The 24,914-nt window shown below is 64.3% G+C and carries 15 protein-coding genes and 3 pseudogenes; 6 read left to right on the top strand and 12 right to left on the bottom strand.

Translation table 11 applies throughout. From position 1 onward, the window contains the following. The 5 genes and pseudogenes from AC1DZQ_RS20295 to AC1DZQ_RS20275 all read right to left on the bottom strand — a co-directional run. On the bottom strand, positions 1-675 hold a 675-nt coding region (locus AC1DZQ_RS20295), incomplete at its 3' end, for a hypothetical protein (RefSeq protein WP_476965189.1). A gap of 18 nt (positions 676-693) precedes the next feature. Beyond that, positions 694-2,187, bottom strand: a complete 1,494-nt coding sequence (locus AC1DZQ_RS20290) for a hypothetical protein (protein WP_476965188.1) — start codon at positions 2,185-2,187, stop codon at positions 694-696. 407 nt (positions 2,188-2,594) lie between these two features. Then, positions 2,595-3,671 (bottom strand): DUF3616 domain-containing protein, encoded by a 1,077-nt coding sequence (locus AC1DZQ_RS20285; RefSeq protein WP_476965187.1) that lies wholly within the window; start codon positions 3,669-3,671, stop codon positions 2,595-2,597. A gap of 437 nt (positions 3,672-4,108) precedes the next feature. After that, a pseudogene (locus AC1DZQ_RS20280) lies at positions 4,109-4,195 on the bottom strand (dihydrofolate reductase family protein); the annotation flags it as partial. A 198-nt stretch (positions 4,196-4,393) separates the two neighbouring features. Continuing rightward, positions 4,394-6,766 (bottom strand): alpha-amylase family glycosyl hydrolase, encoded by a 2,373-nt coding sequence (locus tag AC1DZQ_RS20275; RefSeq protein WP_476965186.1) that lies wholly within the window; start codon positions 6,764-6,766, stop codon positions 4,394-4,396. 588 nt (positions 6,767-7,354) lie between these two features. On the opposite strand from AC1DZQ_RS20275, the gene AC1DZQ_RS20270 reads away from it, so the two are divergent. Together AC1DZQ_RS20270 and AC1DZQ_RS20265 are read left to right on the top strand one after the other, a co-directional pair. Beyond that, on the top strand, positions 7,355-7,642 hold the full coding sequence (locus AC1DZQ_RS20270; RefSeq protein WP_476965185.1) for a hypothetical protein: 288 nt from the start codon (positions 7,355-7,357) through the stop codon (positions 7,640-7,642). A gap of 2,034 nt (positions 7,643-9,676) precedes the next feature. Continuing rightward, positions 9,677-11,035 carry an IS110 family RNA-guided transposase gene (locus AC1DZQ_RS20265; protein WP_476965184.1) on the top strand — a complete coding sequence of 453 codons (1,359 nt, stop codon included), beginning with the start codon at positions 9,677-9,679 and terminating at the stop codon, positions 11,033-11,035. Between the two features lie 573 nt (positions 11,036-11,608). Here the strand turns inward: AC1DZQ_RS20265 and AC1DZQ_RS20260 are convergent. Together AC1DZQ_RS20260 and AC1DZQ_RS20255 are read right to left on the bottom strand one after the other, a co-directional pair. Next, a complete protein-coding gene (locus AC1DZQ_RS20260; RefSeq protein WP_476965191.1) occupies positions 11,609-12,859 on the bottom strand; it encodes an IS256 family transposase in 1,251 nt (416 codons plus the stop codon). Between the two features lie 143 nt (positions 12,860-13,002). Next, the gene (locus AC1DZQ_RS20255) at positions 13,003-16,845 is read right to left on the bottom strand and encodes a CHAT domain-containing protein (RefSeq protein ID WP_476965183.1); all 3,843 of its coding nucleotides are present in this window, start codon (positions 16,843-16,845) and stop codon (positions 13,003-13,005) included. 435 nt (positions 16,846-17,280) lie between these two features. Between AC1DZQ_RS20255 and AC1DZQ_RS20250 the strand changes: the two are divergent. Next, positions 17,281-17,412, top strand: a pseudogene (locus AC1DZQ_RS20250) (site-specific integrase); the annotation flags it as partial. A 99-nt stretch (positions 17,413-17,511) separates the two neighbouring features. Continuing rightward, a pseudogene (locus tag AC1DZQ_RS20245) lies at positions 17,512-17,700 on the top strand (DUF2188 domain-containing protein); the annotation flags it as partial. A 563-nt stretch (positions 17,701-18,263) separates the two neighbouring features. Here the strand turns inward: AC1DZQ_RS20245 and AC1DZQ_RS20240 are convergent. The 5 genes from AC1DZQ_RS20240 to AC1DZQ_RS20220 all read right to left on the bottom strand — a co-directional run bounded on the left by AC1DZQ_RS20240 (position 18,264) and on the right by AC1DZQ_RS20220 (position 22,822). Next, positions 18,264-19,556 (bottom strand): IS256 family transposase, encoded by a 1,293-nt coding sequence (locus AC1DZQ_RS20240; RefSeq protein ID WP_476965182.1) that lies wholly within the window; start codon positions 19,554-19,556, stop codon positions 18,264-18,266. A 103-nt stretch (positions 19,557-19,659) separates the two neighbouring features. Next, entirely contained in the window at positions 19,660-20,127 is a 468-nt protein-coding gene (locus AC1DZQ_RS20235; protein ID WP_476965181.1) for a hypothetical protein, read from the bottom strand. A 477-nt stretch (positions 20,128-20,604) separates the two neighbouring features. Next, on the bottom strand, positions 20,605-21,003 hold the full coding sequence (locus tag AC1DZQ_RS20230) for a hypothetical protein (RefSeq protein ID WP_476965180.1): 399 nt from the start codon (positions 21,001-21,003) through the stop codon (positions 20,605-20,607). Positions 21,004-21,397: 394 nt separating this feature from the next. Beyond that, positions 21,398-21,523, bottom strand: a complete 126-nt coding sequence (locus AC1DZQ_RS20225; RefSeq protein WP_476965179.1) for a hypothetical protein — start codon at positions 21,521-21,523, stop codon at positions 21,398-21,400. A 1,080-nt stretch (positions 21,524-22,603) separates the two neighbouring features. Beyond that, a complete protein-coding gene (locus tag AC1DZQ_RS20220) occupies positions 22,604-22,822 on the bottom strand; it encodes a type II toxin-antitoxin system death-on-curing family toxin (RefSeq protein WP_476965178.1) in 219 nt (72 codons plus the stop codon). 250 nt (positions 22,823-23,072) lie between these two features. Here AC1DZQ_RS20220 and AC1DZQ_RS20215 point away from each other — a divergent pair, with 250 nt between their 5' ends. After that, on the top strand, positions 23,073-23,504 hold the full coding sequence (locus tag AC1DZQ_RS20215) for a rhodanese-like domain-containing protein (protein ID WP_476965177.1): 432 nt from the start codon (positions 23,073-23,075) through the stop codon (positions 23,502-23,504). A 153-nt stretch (positions 23,505-23,657) separates the two neighbouring features. Further along, the gene (locus tag AC1DZQ_RS20210) at positions 23,658-24,683 is read left to right on the top strand and encodes a hypothetical protein (RefSeq protein ID WP_476965176.1); all 1,026 of its coding nucleotides are present in this window, start codon (positions 23,658-23,660) and stop codon (positions 24,681-24,683) included. The last annotated feature ends 231 nt before the right edge of the window (positions 24,684-24,914 follow it).

Here is a 24,914-nt window from a genome sequence, read left to right as displayed (position 1 = left end):
GTCCGCACCCGATTCCCCGGTAGGGACAAGCCCTTCGGGCACGGCCACCGTCAGGGACCCGGCGGCAGGGGGCACGAGCAGCGATGCCTTCCCGGCACCGAAGGACACCCGCGGGATACCGACATTGAAATTCCGGCCGGACAAACTCACCGCGGTACCCGCCGTCCCGGCCACCGGCGCGAAGGAAGGGTCCTCGAACACCGGGATAAACGAGCCAGGGTCCACCCACGGCTGCACCGTCTCGGCCTCGCTGTCGGCCACCACCCACGTGTAGTACCGCTCCGCGGACGGGTCGTTGTTCCGGATCCCCAGCGTCCAGGTCTCCTCAGTCGCCCGGTCAAACCCCACCAGGACCCGCAGGACGTTTCCCACCCCCGGGACCAGGAACACGTCCCCTACAAGCCCGGTGCCGGCGCCGTCGGGACGGGTGGCCCGGAACACCGTCTGCGTCTCCGCCGTCACCGCCACCGCCGGGCCCTGCCCCGCCCGCACAAACAGCGACGGAGCCGCCGAGCCGCCGATCATCGCCACCCGCAGGAACATCATCCGCTCATAAATCCCGGCGAACTCCGGCAACGGCTCCCCCGCCAACTGGGCAAAGCCGGCATCCACACGGCCGCCCGCAGGCACACCCACCGGCCCCGCCGGCAGAATCGGAAACAATGCAAAAACCACGTAATCCTCCTGACCTGACTAAATCCCGCGCGAGGTTATCCGAAGGGGCAAGGGAGACGAGACGGAACCTCCCACAGTTTCTACCCTGACCTGAAAAGATGAAGTTGGCGTGGGCAAGAACGGGACCTGGACTTCGATCTTCGTAGGGCTTGGCCTGCTAACGATTACGGCCTCAACAGTTGCATTGGCGCCGGTTGACTGCCGGAAAAACACCCTAACCGGGGCAAAATCAAAGTGAGAGCCGTGCATTGTTATTGTCTCGCCCACGCGGGCTTCTTTTGGCGTCAGGAACGGGTCGGCGAATTGGGGCATTGGCGGTTTGGCGTGGAAGGTGAYGCTGGCAGTAGCGATGCCTGCGCCGGTGTGGATGGCTACCGGCACGTCCGCCCCCGGTTCCCCCGGGGCGACGAGCCCTTCTGGCACCAGAGTCGTCAGTCTATGACTGAATAGGGGCTCGCGCACGGTAGCCTCCTGACGGCCGAAGAACACACGTGGGGTACCGGTGTCGAAATTCCGCCCGAACAGCGTGACGGGCCGGCCAGGCGGGCCGCTCACTTCATTGAAGGGCGGATCGCCAAATTCGGGAGGTTCAGACAGGATGACCCGGAAGGCGGTGCCGGCGACGGCGGTGCCCACACTTGTTGTGACACTGACCGGCAGATCGGCAAACAGTTCTCCGGGATTGACGAGCCCCTCGGGCACGATCGCAATCAAGGCCGTTGCGGTAGGGTGCCCGAGGTGTCGCGCCGTCTGACGGCCGAAGAACACCTGGGTCCTACCCACATTGAGATTCCGCCCGAACAGTGTGATGTGCCTGCCGGGCCACCCGCTCACCGGATCAAAGGGCGGAATGGCGAACCCCGGAAGTGCGGCCAAGACTTGGAACACCGTCCCGGCGACGGCGGTGCCGGCGGCGGTTTGGACCCTGATGGGCACTTCCGCAACCGGTTCCCCGGGAGGGACAAGCCCCTCGGGCACGGCCACCGTTAGGGTGCCAGCTGCAGTGGGCGGGAGCAGCGACGCTTCCTTGGTCCCGAAAGACACGCGCGGCGAACCGACATTGAAATTCCGCCCGGACAGCCTCACCGCAGTACCTGCCACTCCGGTCGCCGGCGCGAAGGAAGGGTCGTCGAACGCCGGAACGAACGAGCCAGGGTCCACCCACGGCTGTACCGTCTCGGCCTCGCTGTCAGCCACCACCCACGTGAAGTACCGCTCCGGGCCCGGGTCATTGTTCCGAATCCCCAGCGACCACACTTCCTCCGTCGCCCGGTCAAACCCCACCAGCACACGAAAAACGTTTCCCTCCCGCGGCAGCGCGAACACATCCCCCACAAAACCGCTCCCGGTGCCGTCCGGACGGGTTGCCCGGAACACCGGCTGCGACGCCGTCGTCACCCCCGCCGCCGGGCCCTGCCCGGCCTGCACAAACAGCGACGGCTCCGTAGTGCCGCCGATCATCGCCACCCGCAGGAACATCATCCGCGCATAAATCCCGGCGAACTCCGCCAACGGCTCCCCCGCCAGCTGCTCCAGACCGGCCTCCACCCGCCCGCCCCCGGGCACACCCTGCGGCACCACCGGCGGATCCGGAAACAATGCAAAAACCACGTTGTCCTCCTGACCTGACTAAATCCCGCGCGAGGTTATCCGAAGGGCCCTCAGGGCTACGGCGCTGCCATGTCCGGTTGTGCCGTCCCGGGGCCGAACAGGCCCCGGGACGGTACAGGTTTTCCAGATTCCATGTCGTGTGATCACCGTCACGAGTCCTCCTCCACCTGCACGGATGGTAAGTCATCGGGCCGCAGCTCACTCCCGCAGCCTGTACGTCGGCGGTCTCCTGATACTTGCACCCGCCGGTGGAATTCAGCCCTGAAGCCGTCGCTGAGCGCGGGGTCGTGATCGGGCTGCACAGTTCCCTACTTGCCGAGATCGAAGACGTCGGCGTGGATGCCGTGGTTTTTGGTCGTGCGTTCCTCAGCCGGCGCGTCGTACACCACCAAAACCCTGCCGTCATCAAGCAAAGTGATCCCCTCGGCATGGTCCTCAGCCTTTCCGAACGGCACGTCGAATTCGCATTTCAGGTCGTCTTTGTGCAGGACGGCCTCGCCTTGGGACGTCAGCGCGTCCCGCCAGCGGAACACGGCCGTACGGCCCTCGAGCTCCATGGTGGGTCCCGCCAGGACGAGCAGATCCTCTCCCTGACGGCACAGATCCCGAACGCCCAAGCCCCGCAGGTAGAGGAAGTGCTTGCGGTAGCGGCGACCCTCTGTGCCGATCGGCTGCGGCTCGATGCCGGGCCCGCCGCTAATAACCTTGAGCTCGACAATGACCGCCCACCCGCGCAGCACCGGCCCGCGCAGGCCGATGAACACCCGGTCGCCCGCCACGGCGAGGCCCTCGCAGTCGATCCCGTTGTCTTTGCCCGGGATCGGCCATGACCGTATGAAGCCTTCAAGGTGAGGGTCATCGGCCAGGAGATCCAACAAGCCCCCGCCGCGGCCTCCACCAGGGCCGAACACAGCGGGGCGTTGCTGCTCACCGTTCCGGCTGCTGCCCGGGTCGAGGAGTGTTCTGGTCGAGAGCCGGGCTAACACCCGCCGGCGCTGGCTGACCTCGACTGTCGTCAGGGCTCTCCGGGCCTCGTCGGCAGGCTGGTGGTTGCCCTTGACCTTCTTGCGGACAGAGCTGTGCGACCCGAGCAGCCACAGTGTGTCACCCTCGACATCGAGGCCCTCGATGTCGATCTCCCCCTCCCCGGGCAGCTCGAGGAGATCGGTGAGATCGAAGCTGCGATGGGCGCGGGCCTGGTCGCCCTCAAGCGTGAGCCGTTCGAGACTGGTCGTCTCGTCGTTGGCGACCCAGAGGTGGTCGCCCTGGCGGGCGATCGCGGACAATCCATCGCGGAGGTCATCGTCCGGACCGAGGGTGCTGGGCTGATCGAGGACGAGTGTGATTTTGTCGGACGGTTTGTCTGGCTTAGGCCGTCCGGTCATCGTGGATCACCCCATGGCCTGCGATGCTGCAGTTCCGTACGGGACGTTCTTGTTGTTGGCCTCGTCCTCATCAGTGGCGGTCGGTCCCACATATCAGCTCCTATACTTTTCGGAATTCCGCAGTTCGGGCGTCGTGTCAAGGCGACGCGGTCTTCTGTGCTGGCGCCTCGTCCGTCGGTCACGCAGCTTCTCCTTCACACGCGTGCGGTCGAGCAAGACGGATGTCACCAGCCAAGGTCTGCGCGACGGACATGACGTTCGGCCGCTGCGTTGCGCTTTGGCAGGTCGCCACGAAAGCCGTCAATCTCCCATGGCCCTTCGGCTCCCACGATAGCCAGAGGCCGTTACCGGGTCGTTACCGCGGCATACATGGGCTGGCCACCGACGTGGGGCCGCGGGTGGTGGATGTACTTCCCGACCGTGCAGAGGAATCGCGCTCAGCGCCTCGTCTCGTGCCTGGTCAGGACCACGCCGCCGGGAAACGTCCGCGTCTCCACCAGATTCAGGTTCACCCAGCTGTCCATGCCCTCAGCATGCCGGTACCGAAGATCCGCCGGGGCACCAACGCGCTGACGGCCACAATCGCCCAAATCAAGAAGGGCGACCGGGTGAGCGCCGGTTTCAACCACCCACGGTACGCCATTTCAGCATCGAGGGAACCGTCGTGAAAGGCGGCGCGATCCCCAAGCCGGGCATCGCTGCGTTCCGCAGATGTTTCTGCTTCACAGCCTGTTCAGGACCACCAAGGCGTTGGCCGGAAGGCGCACCTCGATCCGTCCGTCCTCGCTTGGCAACGCAGCGCCGAAGTTCCCCAGGTCCGATCCGCCATAGAACCGCGAGTCGCTGTTGAAGATCTCCCGCCACTGTCCCGGGTTCAGCCGATCCGCCGAGCTCTGGATGATGTAGCCGCCATCAAACGGGCGGTTGTTCAGGGACGCGACGACCAGTTGGCGGGTGGCCCCGTCGCTGCGGGTGAAGGCGATGACGCGGTTGTCGTCGGAGGAATGGATGATGTCGATGTTGCGTGATCGGAATTCGGATCTGGTCAGGCGGAGCCTGATCAGGTCCTGGTAGTAGCGGAAGAGGTTCGCTCCCAGTCCTTGGGCTTCACCCAGGATGTCCACCCGGTTCGGGATTTGATCGTGCTTGAAGATTGTCTGGGCACCGATCTCCTCGCCCATGAGAAACAACGGTGTGCCTGCCGACAGGATCCCGACGCCGGCCACCAGCCTGGTCCGTGCCTCCGCAGCGTCCCGGGTCGGCCCGAACAAGGCTGCATCATTGATGGCAGCCTTGATCGTGCGAAGAGTGCCCTCGTGGTATCCGGCCTCGTCGTGGTTCTCGTGGTAGGCGATCTTGGCGTTCCGCGTCTCAGCCAGTGATCCGGCGAGCTGGCCCATTGGCACGGGATCGTCCGTCCCGAACCCGGCACGGTGAAGAATCCTCGCCTTGTCGAGTTGTTTGGGCGCGTCGCCGATCAGGTCGTGGTAGAACCTTGCGTACCACGTCGCGTTGAAGCCCAGGCCACCATCCATATCCGTGGGCTGTGTGACCTTGAACCATTCCGTATGGTCTTCGGCGATGCGGATGGCGGTGGGCCGGATGAGGTTCAGGGTCCGGCTCCACTCCCGCAGCAGCCTCTGGCCGAAGATCTTGGCTCTGTTTATCTGCAGGCCGTCGATTTCCTGGTGCTGATCGCCGTGGAGGGCGTCGGTGAGGTCCACCCGGAAGCCGTCGACATGGAATTCCTCGGCAAACTCGGCGGCGCTGCTCGTGAACAGCTTCCGCACCTTCTCCTCGTACAGGCGAGGGGTGCGTCCTGTCGAGCCGTTCTGCAGGTACCCGTTGTCCGGGTTCTTATGATCGGCGGAGTGGCCCTCATACCAGTAGTAGATGTTTTCTTCCGGCAGGTCTGAATCGTACTGCCACTCCGCCCTCTCGGCCGTGTTGTCGAAGTGGTTGTAGCAGACGTCCTGGATGACGGCGATTCCGTTGCGGTGGCACTCCCGCACGAAATGCTTGTATTTGTCGCGCCCGCCGGCGCTGGACTCGACGACAAAATGGTGCGTGTCCCCGTAGCCCCAATTGAACGTGCCGTTGAATCCAGACACGGGCAGCAACTCGACGGCGTTGACGCCGAGGGATACAAGATGCGGGATGAAGTTCATGGCGTCCTGCAGGTTGCCGGCGCGTCCATGTCCGAATCCCAGCGACCCGATGTGCAGTTCGTAGATCACCAGGTCTGTCAGCTGTGAGGGCACCGGCAACCCGGCGGTGAACTCCCTGGACCAAAACTCCTCGTCCGTGATCTGCCGAGGCGGATTGGTGCTCGGTTCGAATTCTTCGCGGACCACGTCCTGGTCGATGATGACGCTGCAACTGACGCCGCCGTCCAGCGTCGCCAGCGTCCCGTCCCAGGGCTTGTGCTCCGGTTCTATCTCCCCGCGGCCGGCCTGCCAGCGGGAATGGATGTCGGTGCGAAACCGCCAGGCACGTTGGGCGTTTTGGAGGTGGTACATGTATGGCAACCCGACGTAGGACTGGAAGTCCGGCAGTGGATCGCTGGCCCAGATGTCGTCATCGATTTTCTTGAGCGGAATCACCGGGCGGCTCGGGTCGATGCCGGTTCCATTGTCGTAGATGTAGCCGCTGCCCTTCGTCCCGAAGACAACCTCAACATTCTGTGCGTTCTGTGACCAGACCGCGAACCTGAGCTTCTCTTCGCCGCCCTGGTAGAACTTCTGGGCCCCGAGGAACCGGCTGAGCGTCAGGTAGTAGCGGGCGATGACCTGACCGGCGGCCGCCGGAAGCTTGGTTTTGCATTCCGGCTTGATCACCGCAGGATCCGGATCCTCTGTCACAATGCCCCATTGGTTCACGCCCGCCGGCCCGTCCATGCGGACGCCCCACCAGATCTCCTGACCGGCCAGAGCGTCGTCGAAATTCACAGACACTTGGAACGCGGGGCAGCCGTCATCGGCGGTGATCTCCTGCATCGGTATGTCGCCCCAGTTGTTCCAGGTGCCGGACAGGCGGGCGTTGTGCAAAAGGCTCCGCTTGATGCCTGTGACGTAAACGAACTGGACAGTAATCATCGGGGTCCCCAATCGTCGATCCTGCGTCGCCCCAGCCCAACAGGCACTAGGGTGCTCCGTCCTCGTCCGGGCTGTCAAAGCTGTTTTTATTGCTCCGTTGAGGCACCGGCCCGCTCCGGCGGGCATCTCTGGTGAGCGGCCCGCCGTGTTCCGCACGCATAAGGTCCATGATCCATGCACCTGATCCCCACGCCGACGGCATCTCCACTAACGACTACTGCGCGCTGCTGCCGCGCCGCCGGTACTCGCACGAGGCACAGGGCAAGATCCTGCTGCTGCCTTCCAGCGGCCCGGTCGTCGTCCCGTTCGAGGAGCGTCGAGGCGGCAGCTGGGCTGTGGTCGTCGAAGGCTTTGGCGCCTACCCGGTCGGCGCATGCTCCCCGGCCGACGTTGTCGACCGGGCGCCGCCATGTCCCGGGCAACAGTACTCTGTCCACACCGGCGCAGGCACCGCGCGAGGCCCGCCAGGCGATAGCCAAAGCAAAAGCCGCCCTGGGCCGCGCCGCCCGCTGACCCCGGTGAGGGCTCGGAAACCCGGGCCCTCAGTTGCCCACTGCTTTTGTACCAGGGCGGCGCTACGCTGGCGCCATGAAGAACAGGTCGCTGCCACTGCTGCTGACGATCCTGCCGGCGCTCGTGCTTTCCGCGTCCGGCTGCACTCTGGCGCCGACTGTCTGCCCCGCCGTGGGCTTCGTGGACCTGGGCCCGGTGGAGCTCGACCTCTCGGCCCTGCCCGCCGTCACCTCGGTGTCCGCCTGCTTCGGCGTCGACGCTGCTGACCTGGTTCTTCACCGGACGACGCCAGGCCACCTCGCCCACGCACGGCCCCTGGCAGCTGTCGCCTCCTATGTTTTGGGGGATAGCCAGACCTCGTGAGTTTCCCCGTTCCTAACTTGGAAGTCCCACGACTCGTTACCCGGAGCTCCCACCCGTAGAGTCCAAAGAGTGTTCGGTGGCAGCACGTTATCCCGGACCCGGTAAGTCGCGGCGGTGGGTTCGAGCGGTCCAGGGGACGATAGGATGCGCAGAAGAATGTTGTAGACGACGCCCCGCTCAGAAACTGCCCTGAAACTGGCGTTTTGGATTGCACGGCCCCGGCAGATCCCTTGCTTTTCGTACACCGAGATTGTAAGAGTCACGGCCAGCCCTCGATTCGTGTCAGCTGAAAAAGCTATTGCCCTTCGTTTCCGGCTTCCAAAACCGGCTGCCGGGATAGAGCGTAGAACCCGTCGCTCCGCGACCAGCCCACTCCGTACTCAAGGGTCCCCGTGCGAACGCGCAACTCCATTGCCGGACCTGGCGTTCCGCCGACAAAGGTCACCGTCGCATCCTCGGGAAGGCTAACCCCTCGTTTGGAGAAGAAGTGCCGAGGATCTCGGGCAATTTCCTCCCCCAGGCCCGGATGGTCGTAAAGCTCCTCAATCACCTGTAGAAGTGAAGGGTCTCGGCCGAGTTCAATAAGCGCTTTCAGCGGGCCCACCGCTCCCGCCCCGCCAGGTCTTCTTTCAGTCTTTTTAGTTGATCGTCCAGAACTGACATCTCTTGCACCTGTCCCGATCCGCTTCTTGGCGTCAGTGACTGTGCCCAGCGGTCACCGGGCTCCCACTCGAAGGGCAGGACCGGTGCGCTGCCAGGCTCCCCTCTACCTTTCGTTTGCCTCGCCGGCACTACAGTCTCCAGTGTGGCTGAGCGGGCAGCGCCACCGAGAGAGTACTTCGGCTCATCCTCTACCCGATCGCCTTGTCGCTAACACGGGGAGCTGTGGCCGGTCTTCCGCACACATCGGCTGCATGGAATCACAGCAGCTGCCCCTTGGCGGCCCCTGCCACCCTCATTAAAACGGATATAAGTGTGGACAGTAATGATCACACCCTCTTTGGCTGGACAAACACAGGTACAGGGCTTCTCGAACGGTCCCCCGAACCCTTACCCGGAAGCCATACGTCGACATCACTGTGGTCATGTCGTCCCTACTCCCCCGGCCCATGAATAGGTGTCGGCCACCCCAGGCCCAGCCGACCAAATCCGGAACGAGGAACCGCATAACCCCACCCACAGCAGGCGGAAGGCCACCAGCCAGGGACCTGAACCCGCCACCCCACACACCTGAACAGGCCACGCGGCGGCCAGGCCACAGCCTGCAAACCAGCCGTCAGAGCGGCGCGACCACAAGCTTTGTCAACACGTCAAAGCAAAATCGCCTCTGACGAGGGAATCTGTCGTGCCCGAGGTGGGACTCGAACTGCATTCCTGCCCTGGAAAACACTAGGAAGCCGCGAAAACATGCGGCGTCCGGCACGATCCGACCGACATACGGCCCAGTCCGAATCCAAACATGTTGACATTGTCAACACCCCCGAATTGGCCAGGTCAGAGCATCTGTGGCCCCCTCCCCCAGACGCGGCTGTCTTGTATTCCTTCCGAGAGCCTTCCGGAGCGGAACTCCGGTCAGCCACAGCACCAGGCGCCCTCTGCCGCGGCGGACAGAATCTCGATTATCGGCTCTTGTCTCTTAAGTACCCCCTGTTGAGGTGGGGTGGTCGTCGTTTACGGTGGCCTTGGGAGGGGCCGGGGTGGTTCCGGTTTTCGGCTGGGCGTCATGGCCCGTGAAAGAGATCGTCGCCCCCGGCCTGTCTTCCAAGCAGACCCGATTGAGGGAATTGGTGGCCGGAAGAGAACGGTGCGCAGCACCGGTTTTCGTCCGGGCAGGCACCGTATGACTCACAAGCGCGGGAGCTGTATCCGACGCTTCCTCAGCAGTTGCGGGCGTGTGAGGGAGGTCGCCGCGGGCGCACCAGTTAGCGCATGACGGTTCTCCCGGGTGGGATGCCCGGCCTGGTGACTCGGCTGGTGGACCGGCAACGACGGGTTATCCCATCGCACATATTCGATGCGAGGAGGAGAACCATCATGCAGGATCAGGATAAGCCCGCCAGACTCGTGCGGGCAGTGGCAGGTATCGACGCGGCCATCACGGCACGGCACCATATCGCGGTGCGGGAGTTTTTTGATGACGGAACAGAGCATCTGAGCCGTTTCACGGTTGACCCGACCCTGGCCGGGCTGGACCGTCTGTCACGGCGGCTGGCCGCCGTGCAGGCACCGATGACCGCTGTCGTGGAACCGACCTCGATGACCTGGCTGGCGCTGGCTCTCGCGGTCGAACGGGCCGGCGGTCAGATGGAGATGATCGGGGCCCGGCACTCCTCACGGCTGCGCGGGGCCATCATGGGCAAGAACAAATCCGACGTCATCGACTCCGAAGTGCTCACCCACGTCGGGGAGATCTTCGACCCGCCGCCGCTGGTGCTGGCATCTCCGGGACAGCTGGCGCTGCGGCGGGCCGTGGTCCGCCGGGCCGGGGCCGTCATTGACGGCAACCGGTACTGGCGGCGGCTGTTGTCCCTGGCCCGGTGGGCCTTCCCCGATGTATGGTCAGCGTTCGCCGGATCCGAATCAACAGCCCTCGCCGTGCTGGGCCGCTGGCCCCACCTTCGCTCCCTGGCCTCGGCGCGCTCGGCGACCCTGACGGCTGTGGTCGCCGAACACACCCGGGATGTCGCCGACACACCCACCCGCGCCGCGGCGATCAAGACCGCGGCCCGGGGGTGGGCGGATTTCTGGGACGGTCACCTGGACCTGGACGCGCTGGCCGTGGATGTCAGCGAGCACCTGGCTGATCTGCAGGAGTCCCGGGCCAGGGTGGAGCGCTTCAGCTCCCATGCACGCCAGTGGTGGGAGCGTCTCTACGGCGATGACCCGCTGATCCTTTCCCTGCCCGGCGTGGGCCCGGCAACCGGTCCCTGCATCCGTGCCTACTTCGGTGACGGATCCGGGTTCGACAGCGCCAAGAAAGCAGCGAACTATGTCGGGATCACGCCTTCGAACTGGTCGTCCGGGACGATGAACCAGTCCCGCCGGGCCATCAGCAAGGAAGGACCGGCACCGCTGCGTCTGGCCTTCTACCAGGCCGGCAGCGTTGCCCGGACCATGGATCCGCAACTGGCCGCGTTCTATCACCGGCTCATGACCGAACACGGCCACTGCCACACCCAGGCCACCATCGCTGTCGCCAGGAAACTGGCCGAAAGGACCTGGAAAACCCTCACCACCGGACAGATGTATGAGCTGCGCGACCTCGCGGGGCAGCCGGTCACAAAACGGGCCGCGAAAGAGCTCATCGCCTCGCACTACACCGTCACGCCCAAGCAACGCACCCAGTCGCGGTCCCACACGATCGAAGCGAAACGGGCACGCCTGACACGGTAACTGCCGCGACCACCGATACCGCTTGGCGACCGGCCCAAACCACATGACGGCTCTGCCGGCTCCCTCCACCAGCCCGGGGGCGTTAGCGGAGCCGGGCCGATTGCCTCTCCCGGACGGAAAGCACCATCCGTCACCCCAGAACACGGGTGACGGTGCACTCAGTCTGCCTGCCATCCAGAGCTAAAAAAGGCTTGACAAGCGTTAGGGAATCTCTTGAATCATCAGAGGGAAGCGCCTCGATACCGCTGACCCCTGGGGCCTTAGCACGGCACTTTTGACTCCCTGAATTCCGTTTGCCGACGCCATAATCATCATCTCGTAATTGGCGGCCAGCACGGGTTTGGCGGCTGTGAGGCGCCAAGGAACCCAGGGTTAGGGCTGGTCCACGCCCCGCTACCCGAAGCGGAGTATTTGTCGTCGCGTCCCGCGACCAGCAGCCCGAGCTTCGCCCTTCGGCGGCTCCCGGTACCCACCCGGTGTCAGGCCATGGGCTTCAACCTGTCCAGCCAGAAGCCCTCGGGCTGGAACGTTGGGACTGTCCGATAAACTGTGGGTGGGTCCGGCCGGTTTTCATTATTGAATGGTTCTTTCGAACCGGCCGGCGAAGGTGATCGCGAACGAGTTCAGCGCAGGCTTCCACCTCATCACCCAGCGTGCCCGACCGCCGCCGGTCGGATCAAGAGACCTGGTGACCAGATACAGACATTTCAGGGCAGCGGTCTCGTTCGGAAAGTGCCCGCGGGCCCTCACCGCCCTCCGGTAGCGGGCGTTGATCGACTCGATCGCGTTCGTCGTGCAGATCACCCGCCGGATCTCCACGTCGTACTCCAGGAACGGCACGAACTCAGCCCAGGAGGACTCCCAGAGCCGCACGATTGCCGGGTATCGCTGGCCCCACTCGGCCGTGAACTCGGCGAACCGGTCCTTCGCCGCCTGCTCGGACGGGGCCGTGTAGACCGGCTTGAGCGCCTTGACGATGCCGTCGCGGTGCTGGCGTCCGGCGTAGCGGAAGCTGTTGCGGATCAAGTGCACGATGCACTGCTGCACAACCGTTCGCTCCCACGTGGTCGTGATCGCCTCCGGCAGGCCCTTGAGCCCGTCGCAGACGGCGATCAACACATCTTCCACGCCCCGGTTCTTCAGCTCGGAAAATATCTGCAGCCAGAACCGGGCACCCTCGCCACCATCGCCGGCCCAGATGCCCAGAATCTCCCGCTCCCCGCTGGTGGTGACCCCCATGACGACGTAGAACGCGGTGTTGCGCACCTGCCCGTCACGGACCTTGACCACGACCGCGTCAACGAAGAGCACCGGATAGATCGGATCCAAAGGCCGGGCCGACCATTCGGCCAGCTCCCCGGCGACCTTCTCCGTGATGCGGCTGATGGTGTCCTTGGAGACCTTGGCCCCATAGACCTCCTCGAAGTGCGCGGCGATTTCCCCGGTGGTCAGCCCCTGGGCGGACAGCGAGAGCACGATCTGGTCGATCCCGTCCAGACGCCGTTTCCGTTTGGGCACGATCACCGGCTCAAACGACCCGTCCCGATCCCGCGGCACCTCAATCTCGACCGGGCCGATCTCGGTCAGCACGATCTTCGACCTGGTGCCGTTGCGCATGTTGGCTGCGATCGGCGTCTGGCCATGCTCGTGCCCGAGGTGCTCGGTCAGCTCTGCTTCCAGCGCGGTCTCCAGCACATTCTTCGTGAGCTGGTTCAGCAGACCGCCCGGGCCCACCAGGCTCACGCCCTGCTCTCTGGCCTGCGCGAGCAACCGCTCCGCAAGCTCCTTCTGATCGATGATCTCTCCCGTCACAGGATCGATCATCGCGCCTGTCACCTCGGTCGTGGACTCTGACACGGCCGTCTCCTTTCGGATCAGGCCGGACCCCACACACCGTTATTCAGACAGTCCCGGAACGTTGAGCAAACGATCACCTGAGGCATGGGCATTCAGGACGTTCGGTGGTGTCAGGTGCCGGTGTGGAGGTACCCCGCCCAGCGGCTGGGGTGGGCGCGGTGGATGCTGCGGAGGCGGCGGATGGCCAGATGCAGGGCGACCGCGTGGGGGGTGCCGGGCGTGGTGGCGAGGACTTTGTAGAAGTCCTTCGTGAGTGATGCGGTGTCGGTATCGCCGATGGGCCACAAGGAGGCGACGACGTGGCGGTAGCCGGCCAGCTGGCAGGCGGCGGCGAGGTGGATCGGCTCGTCGGGTAGCGTGGCGCCGGTGCGGGCGGTGGTGCAGGCGGAGAGGAACGCCAGTTCCGCCTCGTGCAGGCGGGCTGCCACGAGGTCCAGGACGGTCAGCGGCCGGGTCTGGTAGTCGGCCAGCAGCAGGTGGCTGGCCGAGGGATTGGCAAGGTCGCTGTCGCCGTGGCACGAGAAGTGCACCAAAGAGTGCTCGGGAAGGGCGGCCATGACGGACCCGTAGTCCGCTGGGCCGGCGCCGGGCAGGCCGAGAACCTCCACCTTCCCGGCATACAGCTCCCGTAGGGTGTCGGCTTCCCGGTAGACGCCGGGTAGATCGGCCTGGCCGGGGGTGTGGGGCATGGCTACCACGAGCATCCGTGCCTCGCGGGCCGGCGGGGTTTGGCGGGCCCGCAGCAGGGCCCGCACGGTCGGAACCGTGGAGGAGACAACCCGGTCGATCACCGCGTCGGAGAGTCCGTCGGGCACCTGGTGGCGGCCGCCGGCATGAAGCGGCAGCAGCGACAGAGCACCGGAGGGGCACCACCAAACCCGCGGCCACGGGGCGCCCAGAGCCGAGGCGGCGTAGCCGAGGTGGTCGAGGACCGGGCCGGTCACCCGGTCGCCCAGCCACTCCAGCACTTCGGCCAGTGCGGCCTCCGCCGCGGCCCTCTCCGCTTCCGAGGCCATCCAGTCATGCACCGTATCGAGCGCGTTCAGGAACACAGTCGCCTGCCCGCCCACATCCTCGGGGCCGATCCCCTCAAGCGGCAGCACCTCGACCCCTTCCGTGGTGAGGATGAGCGCGTCCGACCGTAGGGATGCGAGGTTGAGCAGCACGACCGGTCCGTCCGAGGCAGCCGGTAAAAGCTCCGCCACCGACCGGGGCGTCAGGAACCGTTCGAAGCCCGGATACGACCGGATCTCGGCCAGAACCTGGCTGAATTCAGCTGCTGCTTCCCGGCGCCGGTCCGCGGCCATCCGGACCGCAGTTCCACCGGCATCGTCCTCGACCGGGAAACCGAACGGGCTCGGGTCGGGGCGGTCGAGCGCGTCCCGCGACCGGACGAATTGATCGGCAAGCTCCGGGTGTGCCTGCTGCAGGTCGGTCAGGTCGGAGCGGGCATCGAGCACCCGGGAGAACAGCACCGCCCGCCCCTGTTCGAACAATTCCACGGCCCGGCCCGGCTGCCCGGCCTGTAGGCACGCTGCCGCCGCCTCCGACCCCAGGCCGGCCAGGTCGCGCAGGCGGTGCTCCTGGTCGGCCCGTCCCAGCTCCGGCGAGGCCACCAACCCCGCTAGATCCACGGCCACGCTGAACCCCTCCACCGCCTCGTCCCACTGTCCGCCCAGGGCGGCTGATCGGCCCCACTCCCGCGCCGTAAGCGCCCGATGGTCCACCCGGGCCGACGCAACCTTAGCGGCCGCGCGAAACAGCGTCTTTGCTTCGTCCAGATCCGCCCTCCGGCCGTAATGCTCGAACCGGCGCCGGAGAGCGAACCCGAGGTTGTTCAGGTACCCGGGCCGTCCGGGGTGGTCTCCCGGGGCGGAGCCGGCCGCCTGCCGCCAGGCGTCGATCGCCCTCTCAAGGTCCTCGGCCCGTCCGGTGCGCTCGAACAGGCTCCGTAGGGCGATCCCGAGGTTGTTCAGGTGACCGGGCCGGGCGGGGTGGTCCTCCGGGATGGAGTCGGCCGCCTGCCGGCAGACGTCGATCGCCTCGTCCAGGTCCTCCATCCGTCCCACGCGTTCAAACCGTAGCCGCAGTGCGCTCCCGAGGTTGGCCAGATACCCGGGCTGTTCGGGATCGTACTCCGGAGCGGAACCGGCCGCCTGCCGATGGACCTCGACCGCCTCCTCCAAGTCCTCCACCCGGCCGTATCGATCAAACCGGAGCCCCAGTGTGATCCCAAGGTTGGCCAGGTACCCGGGCCGTTCAGGGTCGTACTCCGGAGCGGAACCGGCCGCCTGCCGGCAGGCGTCGATGGCGTCGTTCAGGTCCTCGATCCGTCCGGTGCGCTCGAACCGGCGAGCGAGTGCGCCTCCAAGGTTGGCCAGGTACCCGGGCCGTTCAGGGTCCTCCTCCGGAGCGGAGCCGGCCGCCTGCCGGCAGGCGTCGATGGCCTCGTCCAGGTCCTCGATCCGTCCGGTGCGCTCGAACCGGCGAGCGAGTGCGCCTCCAAGGATTTTCAGGTACGTGGGGCGTTCGGGATCGTCCTCCGGAGCGGAGCCGGCCGCCTGCCGATGGACCTCGATCGCCTCGCCCACGTCCTCCACGCGGCCGTAACGCTCGAACCGGCGATACAGGGCAGCCCCAAGGTTGGCAAGGTACCAAGGCCGCCCGGGGTCGTCCTCCGGAGCGGAGCCGGCCGCCCGGCGGGCGACGTCCAACGCCTCGTCCAGGTCTTCCACCCGTCCGTAACGATCGAACCGGCGAGCGAGTGCGATCCCGAGATCGTTCAGGTACCCGGGCCGGGCCTGGTGGTCCTCCGGAGCGGAGTCGGCCGCCTGCCGGCAGGCGGAGATGGCCTCGTCCAAGTCCTGCACCCGTCCGGTGCGCCCGAACCGGAGCCGTAGAGCGTTCCCAAGGTCGTTCAGGTACATGGGGCGGTTGCGGTGGTCCTCCGGAGCGGAAGCGGCCGCCTGGCCGGTGAGGTCGATGGCCTCGTCCAGGTCTTCGATCCGTCCGGTGCGCTCGAACCGGCTCCGCAGGGCGGCCCCTAGGTTGGCCAGGTACCCGGGCCGGGCGGGGTCGTCCTCCGGAGCGGAGCCGGCCGCCTGCCGACAGGCGTCGATGGCCTGGTCCAGGTCCTGCGCCCGTCTGGTGCGGGCGAACTGGCTCCGCAGGGCGAGCCCGAGGTTGTTGAAGCATTCGGGTCGGTCTGGGTGGTCCTCAGGAGCGGATCCGGCTGCCTGCCAGCAGGCGTCGATGGCCTCGTCCAGGTCCTGCGCCCGTCCGGTGCGGGCGAACCGGCGCTGCAGGGCGATTCCGAGGTTGTTCAAGTACCCGTGCCTGTCGGGGTCGTCATCCGAGGTGGWGTCGGCCGCCTGCCGGCAGGCGGCGATCGCCTCGTCCAGGTCCTCCATCCTGCCGGTGCGGGCGAACCGGCGCTGCAGGGCGCCCGCGAGGTTGTTCAAGTACCCGGGTCGGCCGGGGTCGTCCTTTGGGATGGAGTCGGCCGCCTGGCGGCCGATGTCGATTGCCTCGTCCAGGTGCTGCCTCCGTCCAGTGCGTTCGAACCGGCGCTGCAGGGCGAGCCTCAGGTGATTCAAATACCCGGGCCGGCCGGGGTCGTCCTCCGGAATGGAGTCGACCGCCTGGCGGCAGGCCTCGATCGCCTCATCCAGGTCCTCGATCCGTCCGTAACGCTCGAACCGAAGCCGTAGGGCGAGCCCTAGGTTGAACAGGCACCCGGGCCGGTCGGGGTCGTCGTGGGCAATGGTGTCCCGGACCCGCTCGAGTAGGCCGACAGCCTCGTCGAGGCCCACGGGATCGCCGCTGATTAACGCCCGCTTCAGGATCTCCGTGCCACGTGCGGCGAGGAGGGATGCATCCGTGTCAGAGTCATCGCCATTTTGGAGGGACCTGGTGAGTCGTTGGCGCAGTTCCTCCAGCCGTCGGTTAAGCATGTTCAGTCCTCGCTGCTCAGGGTGGATCGGTAGATTTGGCGTGCCTGCTGGGAGCCGCAGACCAGATACCGGGCCAGCGCGCTGCCGGAGATTTGTCTCGGTGCGAGTGGCGGGCAGGCGCCAGCGCAACTGCCGGTAAACGTCGCGGCGGTACAGGTCACAGGCGGCTTCGACGAAATCGACAAGCGCTGCCGCACAGGCCGGGAGCACCATGAAACCGCAGGACGGAACAACGCAGCAAGGTAGGGCCGCACGCAACGGGCGGCTTCCCACAGGCCCTCATCCACTCGACCCTCGGCCAAATGCTGTTGCACCCTTCCAAAAGAGACGGCACGCTAGCCGCCCGCTACTTCAACGAAATTGCCGTGGCAACGACATGAGTTGCCTATCGACGGCACCGTAGACAGATGCCAGTAAATGCCATGGCCGTTATCAGGACGTTACGGCTGGCTGCCCGCCTACCGGGACGCAGTCCTATTCAAGGTGGCCTACTGCTGGGACCTGCGCCGTAACGAGGTCCGGCACCTGCAGACAGTGGACTTCTCCAGGAACCCGCAATCGGAGGATGACTGATGGTGGGCATTACCGCGTCTGTCAGCAACGTCTGGGGGTGATCAACATGACTGAGCGAAATTCCTACCACGTGGTTCCGGTGAAGACGGCTGGAAGGCTGAGCGTGAAGGCTCCTCTCACGCTTCTTCTGTCCACAACACCCAGTCGGCGGCTATCGATGCCGCTCGTGGCTATCTGTCCCGGTCCGGGGGCGGTGAATTAAAGATCCACGGCAAGGACAACAAGATCAGGGCAAAGGATACGATCGCTCCGGGTAATGATCCGCGGAATACACCTAGATAGAGAGCCGGGGTCCCTGCGGTATCCGCGGGGGACCCCGAGTTCCGTGGGCCGGAGCTCGAAGTCCCCTGCGGGGTCGCTTCGGTCTTTACCGTCCACACAGGGCCCACGTTTACGAAATCACCGTTGTCGGCTTTCGATCCCAACCTTGCTAGATGCCACTTCTTTACCTCTGGCCGCAATAGTAAGTAGCCTTACGAATGGGCGCGGTGTCCAGCAGTGGGCGTCGCGTCCCTTTCACGACAGATCTCCACTCGGGTAGTCCCTACATGCGGGTGTCAGCAAGATGAACCGGGTTTACCCTTGTGCCGAGCCAGCCCAATCGGCGCTCTGGGGCCGTGCGACTCCTGGCAACCGCAGTTAGCTGGCGAAATCGCAACTATCGGCGTTCCAAAAGCACCCGGAAATAGGGAAATTAACTCCGAAATAAGAGCACGAAGGCCGGAGTTCGAAAGAATCATGACTAATGAGAACCGGTCGGAGCCTGCACACCGTTGATCGGACAGTCCCCTCACTTTGTGAACTTGGTTGGGACTATCTCATTAACGGTGTATCCGGCGGTTTGTTTAGTAGTTTTCAGCTGCCGGGAATCGGTCGCTGAAAGTGATGGCGAAGGCGTTCAAAGCGGGCTTCCAGCGCGTTGTCCATCGGGTCCTGCCGGCACAGGTCGGATCTAGGGATCGGGTGACCAGATAGAGGCACTTTAGCGCGGCCTGCTCGGTCGGGAAATGACCCCGGGCCTTCACGGCGCGCCGGTACCTGGCGTTCAGCGATTCGATGGCGTTGGTGGAGCAGATCACGCGCCGGATTTCCACGTCGTAGTCCAGGAAGGGGATGAACTCCTCCCACGCGTTCTCCCAGAGCCGCACGATCGCCGCGTATTTCCTGCCCCAGCGCTCCGTAAGCTCTTCGAACGCTGCCCGGGCCGCCGTGGCGTTCACGGCTGTGTAGATCGGTTTCACATCCCGTTTGAGGGCGTCCCAGTCCTGCTTCGAGGCCAGACGGAAGGTGTTGCGGATCAAGTGGATGATGCAGGTCTGCACGGTCGTCAGCGGCCAGACATTCGCCACGACCTCGGGCAAACCCTTGAGCCCGTCGCAGACCAGGAAAATTCTGTCCTTCACGCCCCGGTTCTTGATGTCGGTGAGCACGCTCATCCAGAACTTCGCGCCCTCCCCGCCGGTCCCGGCCCACAGGCCCAGGATGTCCTTCTCCCCGGCCAGGGTGACCCCGATGGCGGCGTAGACGGGCCGGTTGGCGACCTGCCCGTCCCGTACCTTGACGACAATGGCGTCGATGAAGATCGCAGCGTAGACCTCGTCCAACGGCCGGTTCTGCCAGGCAGCCATCTCTTCAAGCACCCGGTCGGTAATCCGTGAGACCGTCTCCTTCGAGACCGAGGCGCCGTAGATCTCTGCGAAATGGGCGCTGATCTCCCCGGTCGTCAGGCCTTTGGCGTAGAGCGAGAGGACCATCTCATCGACCCCGGTCAGCCGCCGCTGGCGCTTGGCGACGATCTTCGGCTCGAACGTGCCCTCCCGGTCCCGCGGAACGTCGATCTGCACCGGGCCCGTCGTCTCCGTCAGCACGGTCTTGGACCGTGTGCCGTTGCGCGAGTTGGCGGTGTCCTTGGCTGCCGCGGCGTGCCTTTCATAACCGAGGTGCTCGGTCATTTCCTCATCGAGGGCGGTCTCGATGACGGTCTTGGTCAACTGCTTGAGCAGCCCATCAGGGCCGGTCAGCGCCAGGCCCTGTTCCCTGGCCATCCTCACCAGCTCACGGGCGGCATCGAGCTCAGAAGTCTCTGTCAGTTTTTCAACGGTCTTGGTACTCGGCACAGCCTCAAGTGTTGCGGCCATATCGGGCTCCTCCCCGCCAGGCTCAGCGCCCGGCGTGTCGAGCCAGATACACCGTTATTTACACAGTCCCCGGCCAGCAGTTCGTCACGCATGGGGCGTGCTCCTAAGATTCCTTTGGGGAGGTGAATTTCAGGGAACCTTCCTCGGAACCCATGATCAGGTACTCGGTCAGCTCGAGTCCGGACCTGACTTCGTCGGCTGGCGTTTCCGGCAGGGGCCACCGCAGCTGCCTGTAGAGCGCGTTCCGGTACAGGTCGAACACTGCTTCGACAAGGTCGGCGAACACTTCGGCCCGGGCAGGGACCCACCACAGGACGGAGGAGATAGCCACGGCGGTTCCGACGGGCGCGGCCCACCAGGCCAGTGGCGTAAAGGACAGGAACGCCAGTCCCCAGATCATCGCGGCGACGGAAGTATCCAGGGACGCCCTGGCGGTGGTGAGTTCCTGACGGGCCAGCTCCGGGAGCACGAGCCACAGGCGGGGCCACAGCGAGATCGCGTCCAAGCCGTAGCGGTGGTAGGGCCTCGTCTCGGCAGCCCGCAGGATGTTGCCGATTCGGGTTGGCAACATCTCGCCGGCGAGGAGCGGACGATGTCGACGGAGATCTTCCAATCGGGCCCCCTCGGCGAGCTGGCTCGCGGATAATTCCTGTCGTTTCTTCCCCTCCGTCTCGGCAGACCACTGCTGCCGTGCCTCATCGTCCGCTCTTCGGCGCTCATAAACCCTGCCGCGCCTGAGGTCTGTCAGTGCGTGCAGCCACCTCGGCCAGTAACCTTCCAACAATCGCAGCGCAGGGTTCGTCAACCGGTGCACCACAATGCCGGAGGCTGCCACTATCGTCAGGGCACCGAGCACCACAGCAATCTGTGCTATTAGGTTTTGGCCGCCAAGCCACGTGGCGATTTCGCCCAGACCTGACCATCCGGCTCCGGCGAACGCCCAAGCGAGGACTCCTCCTGCCCAGAACAGCAAAGTCGGCGCTGCAGCCCCCGCCCACCGGTCGGCCAGCTTCCCGGCGACCGCATCCCAGAATTTGTCCAACACGCACTACCTCGCCGGCACCGGCTCAAGGGGGCAGTTGTCCGTCGGACAGTTCGGTATGCTTTCCCCCTTCTCCTGGCGGTAGTACACGTAGTCCCCGTGAGGGCATTGGAACTTGGGCCGCGGGATCAACAACGGTTGTCCACTGAGACCGGCATAGCGCGATGCAGCGGAGACCACGTCCGGGGGCCGATGCTCGGGATCCTCCAGCACCCGTTCCACGAAGACCTTCGTGCCTTCGTGAGCCTCCAACACCCCCCGCAAGTCCGCCTCGACGTCCCTGCCCGCGGCGTCTGCCAACAATCGGGCCAACTGAGCATCGACCGTTGCCGCCGCCTTGATACCGACCAGCTTCACTAGGTAGGGCCGGACCGCCCGGGCCGCTTCCAGTACAACCTCATCCATCGGGGAACCTCCACTCGTCATGACCAGATCGTCTGACTGCCCGCTCCGCTGCTCGAGGGACTTCCGATCGTCCACAGCTGAGCGATCGAAGAGCCCTTGTCTTACCGAATAGAAGAACGCGGCTATCCGCTGTGTCCTTCTCAAGGGGAAATTAAGGACTTCGCATGCAGGGATGTCAATCGCCGCAGCAAGGACATCCACAGGTGTGCTCAACTGGCGCTATTGCGAGATCCGGCGTCCAGAGGTAGCGGGTGATGCCTTGGCCTTCCGCGGATGCGCGTTCGCCTAGTTCAATCGTGATGAGTTGGTCGCCTTCGTAGGCGGGGCTGAGCTCGAGGGCTAGGTAATCGAACAGTTCGCGTTCGTGGACGGCGATGATGACTTGCCGCCGGTTCTATTTCGAGAGGAGGCGGACGAGGCCAGCGAACTGTGCGACGTGCACTTCGTCCATAGCTTGCTCGCCCTTGCGGGCCACAGCAATAACATCCTGGCGGAACTCCGCCCCATAGGCCCTGGGCATGGTCGTCATCCTTCCACGAGCACAAGCCGGGCAGTCCCTCCCAACATGACGTTGCATTTGCCGTTCGTGTCACGCCCACTGACGTTAGTCGGTTGCCGGTCAAGCACCAGTAGCTTCTGTACTCAGTTGCCCGGCTAAGCTACACCCTAAGCTGACGACGGGCTGTGGTGAGAGCTCGTCACATTTGGGTCGGTTTCGTTCTTTTCTGACACAGCCGCAAGGAACTCCGAGGTCCAAACCTCACACCGGACGCCGCCCCCGCCACCCTCAATAAAGCAGATATAAGTGCGGACAATGTCCACACCCTCTTTGGCAGGACAAACACAAGCACATGGCTTCTCGAACAGTCCCCCGAACCCTCACCTGGAAGCCATCCGTCGACGTCGCTGTAGTCATGTCGTCCCTACTCCCCCGGCCCATGAATAGGTGCAGGCCACCCCAGTCCCACGCGACCAAACCGGAAAGGGGAATCGAATAACCCCACCTCAGCAGGCGGAAGCCCCACTAGCCAGGGCCCTCAACCCGCCACCCCACACACCTGAACAGGCCCCGCGGCGGCCAGGCCACAGCCCGCGCACCCAGCGTCAGAGGACGCCACCACCAGCTTTGTACACACATTAAAGCAAAAACCCCCTCTGACGAGGGGGAATGCGTGCCCAAGGTGGGACTCGAACTGCATTCCCTCCCCCGCCAACACTGGACTCCCGCGGAAACGTGCGGAATCCGGGCCAGTCCGGCCCCGGTACGACCCGATCCGCAGCCCAAAGTGTGTACTTTGTACACACCCCAATTTGGCCGCTTCAAAGCTCTCAGTCCAACGACCGCACCCCGCAACAAAGGGATGCGGTCCTTCTTTGTCCTGACAGATTTTGCTCAGCTTGAGGAAGTTCTGCGGTTTCACTGCCCGAGACCGACGGTACGCCGCAAAAGAGCCAGACGCTTGCCCAGCGTCTTGGCCAGCTTCCCGGAACTTCATTGTCGCTGTCACCTCCTTCAGACACCTCATGATCAGGCCGGCCCAGACTCACCTGACGGGTCAGGCAGCAGCCAACCGGCAAAGCCCACGGGCCCCGCGTCTAGCTAGCGCCTGACGAGATGCGTGGCAATCAGCCCGGCGCTGACTTCAAGCGGGACATCGCCGGCGGCCACACCCACGACGAGGTCAAATGCCACATCCGTGGTGAAGTCATGCCGGTAGCCATTGATCCAGAGCATCAGGGCCATCAGAGTCCACGCCGTGCGCTTGTTGCCATCGATCAGCGGGTGGAACCGCGCCAACGACTCCAGAGGCCGGCGCACCTTCACTCGCCTCTGCCAACAACTGATACAGCTGAATACGTGAAGCCCGGCGCTCAGACGGGACTGGCCGACGGGGTGGTTTCTGACGAATCTCGCAACGCGCCTGACCCGAAAGTCGCCGCAGGGGGAGGGTGCTCCTACCTTGTTTGGATGGCGCACTGGAGGTCAAGACATATTCCGGAGGACCTTACATGTCTCATTTTATGAGATTGACATCTCAACATGTGAAATTCCGCCTTAGACTCCATCCATGAGCAATAGGGATTCGATCTTGCAGCCTTTTGTCGACCGGGCCTGGTGCGTCGGCAACTGGGGACGATTCGTGCTGGTGGATACCCGCTGGTATCTCGACGGGTCCTCGGGAAGGGACGCCTACAATGGTGGCCATATCCCCGCCGCCGTCTTCATCGACCTGGACGAGTCGCTTTCCGGGCCAGCCTCGAAGGAAACCGGGAGGAACCCCATGCCCGATCCCGAAGTGTTTGCCCAAGGGATGCGGGAAGCCGGAATCGATGGTGTACCCGCTTGCGGCCCGGAAGAGCACGGCTCCCTCCGAGCCAGCCAGCCAGGGACCGGTGGCGGCGTTTGCGAGTTCACCGGTTCGGGCTCCATGAGCGTGGAGCTGTTTCGATCGTGTGCTGGACGAGAGGATCTCCACAAGAGGGCGCCTACTCTCTCGTGACGCTTTCCCGAACTTTGGCATGACGGCCCGCTATCATCGCTACCATCATTTGCGCCAAGTGAGCAGCTTGTGTGGGCGAAAAATTGTGTATCCCCCGTGCTGAGTTAGTGGAACGATAAGAACACCACTTACTGCCAAGGCCGGGGAAACATCGTGTGGAAGCGCCGATTACGAGATCAACGCATTCAGGAGGCGATCCACTCCCACGCGCCTCGTGAAACGCATCCTGATCAGCAGTCCAACCAGCAAAGCGTGGACTCGACCAGCGCCGAAAAAGCCGCCTCCGTCGCTTCCAGCTCTCTCTTAGAATGGATCCGTGTAGCGCTTCCGCCGACCACCTTGGCAACAGCCCTGGCATTCTGGTTTGGATACGCGCTGACGACCGCGCGAAATAGCTATCTGGGAATCGATGTCAGCACGCTCGGTTTCACCCCCACTGACTATCTGTTGCGGAGCATTGATGCACTCATTTTGCCAGCCATCACACTCTTGGTTGTGTGGCTCTCGCTCCTGGGGGTTCATACCGTGGTTTGGCCAAGAATCCTCGGCCATTGCGGGAAAAAGCGCGTTCGTTACGGACTCATAGCCTTGGCACTTTTGGGTGTGACGGCCCTGGTGCTCAGCCTTCTGCTCGTCAGCGCCTTGGGCCGGATCTTGAATGATTGGCGCAAAGTGCTGCCGGAAGCGTATCTCGTCCCACCTTTATTGTTGGGCATGGGTAGCGTCTGTGTAGCTTATGGGGTAAAAGGTCTACACGCCCGTCGGAGGGGGTCTGCTTTCCTCTCAGGAAACAATGGAACTCCGTCACACCAGGACAGAATCCAAGGAATTCTTTTGGTTTTGGTGCTGATAAGCCTGTTCTGGGGAACCACACTTCATGCCGGTGCTTTGGGCCGCGGGCGTGCCATCGCATTTGTAGATACCTTATCAACGCGCCCCTCAGTCACCGTATTCAGCAAGACATCCCTTGCTCTGCCGCCTCCCGTTATCGAAACTCCTATCGGCGCACCTGAATCTGAATATCGATTCCGATACACCAACCTACGGCTAGTCATCAGATCAAACGAAAAGTATTTCCTGCTCCCCGACGGTTGGTCTCGGAGCACGGGAACGGCAATCCTCCTCGAAGATACCTCTAATATCCGTCTCGAATTCCGGCCAGGAGAGCCACTGCCATGATTACTCCTCGCCTACTCTCAGGCTGCGGCCTGCTGGCAGTCATCATTTCCGTCGCCGCCTGCAACGGCCCCTCCACTGATCCTGGGCAGCACCCCGATCAAAGTGGCACCATCACGAGCGAAGGTGCATCCCGCTCCCCTTCGTCTGGACCCACTAGCGCTGGCAGCGCTGCGGACCCCGTCGCCACTAACGACCTTATATTGGTAGATTTTCCCGCAGCGGAGGGACCGC

The organism is Arthrobacter sp. P1_C12_2 (assembly GCF_056406415.1).
Note: the sequence above shows the minus strand (reverse complement) of the source record. Positions and strands in the feature narration are given on the sequence as shown.

Bases quoted from the DNA above. Each gene is read 5' to 3' on its own strand.
- AC1DZQ_RS20285 (WP_476965187.1), bottom strand. From the start codon at position 3,671: ATGACCGGACGGCCTAAGCCAGACAAACCGTCCGACAAAATCACACTC.
- AC1DZQ_RS20275 (WP_476965186.1), bottom strand. From the start codon at position 6,766: ATGATTACTGTCCAGTTCGTTTACGTCACAGGCATCAAGCGGAGCCTT.
- AC1DZQ_RS20270 (WP_476965185.1), top strand. From the start codon at position 7,355: ATGAAGAACAGGTCGCTGCCACTGCTGCTGACGATCCTGCCGGCGCTC.
- AC1DZQ_RS20265 (WP_476965184.1), top strand. From the start codon at position 9,677: ATGCAGGATCAGGATAAGCCCGCCAGACTCGTGCGGGCAGTGGCAGGT.
- AC1DZQ_RS20260 (WP_476965191.1), bottom strand. From the start codon at position 12,859: ATGATCGATCCTGTGACGGGAGAGATCATCGATCAGAAGGAGCTTGCG.
- AC1DZQ_RS20240 (WP_476965182.1), bottom strand. From the start codon at position 19,556: ATGGCCGCAACACTTGAGGCTGTGCCGAGTACCAAGACCGTTGAAAAA.
- AC1DZQ_RS20235 (WP_476965181.1), bottom strand. From the start codon at position 20,127: ATGTTGCCAACCCGAATCGGCAACATCCTGCGGGCTGCCGAGACGAGG.
- AC1DZQ_RS20230 (WP_476965180.1), bottom strand. From the start codon at position 21,003: ATGGATGAGGTTGTACTGGAAGCGGCCCGGGCGGTCCGGCCCTACCTA.
- AC1DZQ_RS20225 (WP_476965179.1), bottom strand. From the start codon at position 21,523: ATGCCCAGGGCCTATGGGGCGGAGTTCCGCCAGGATGTTATTGCTGTG.
- AC1DZQ_RS20215 (WP_476965177.1), top strand. From the start codon at position 23,073: ATGAGCAATAGGGATTCGATCTTGCAGCCTTTTGTCGACCGGGCCTGG.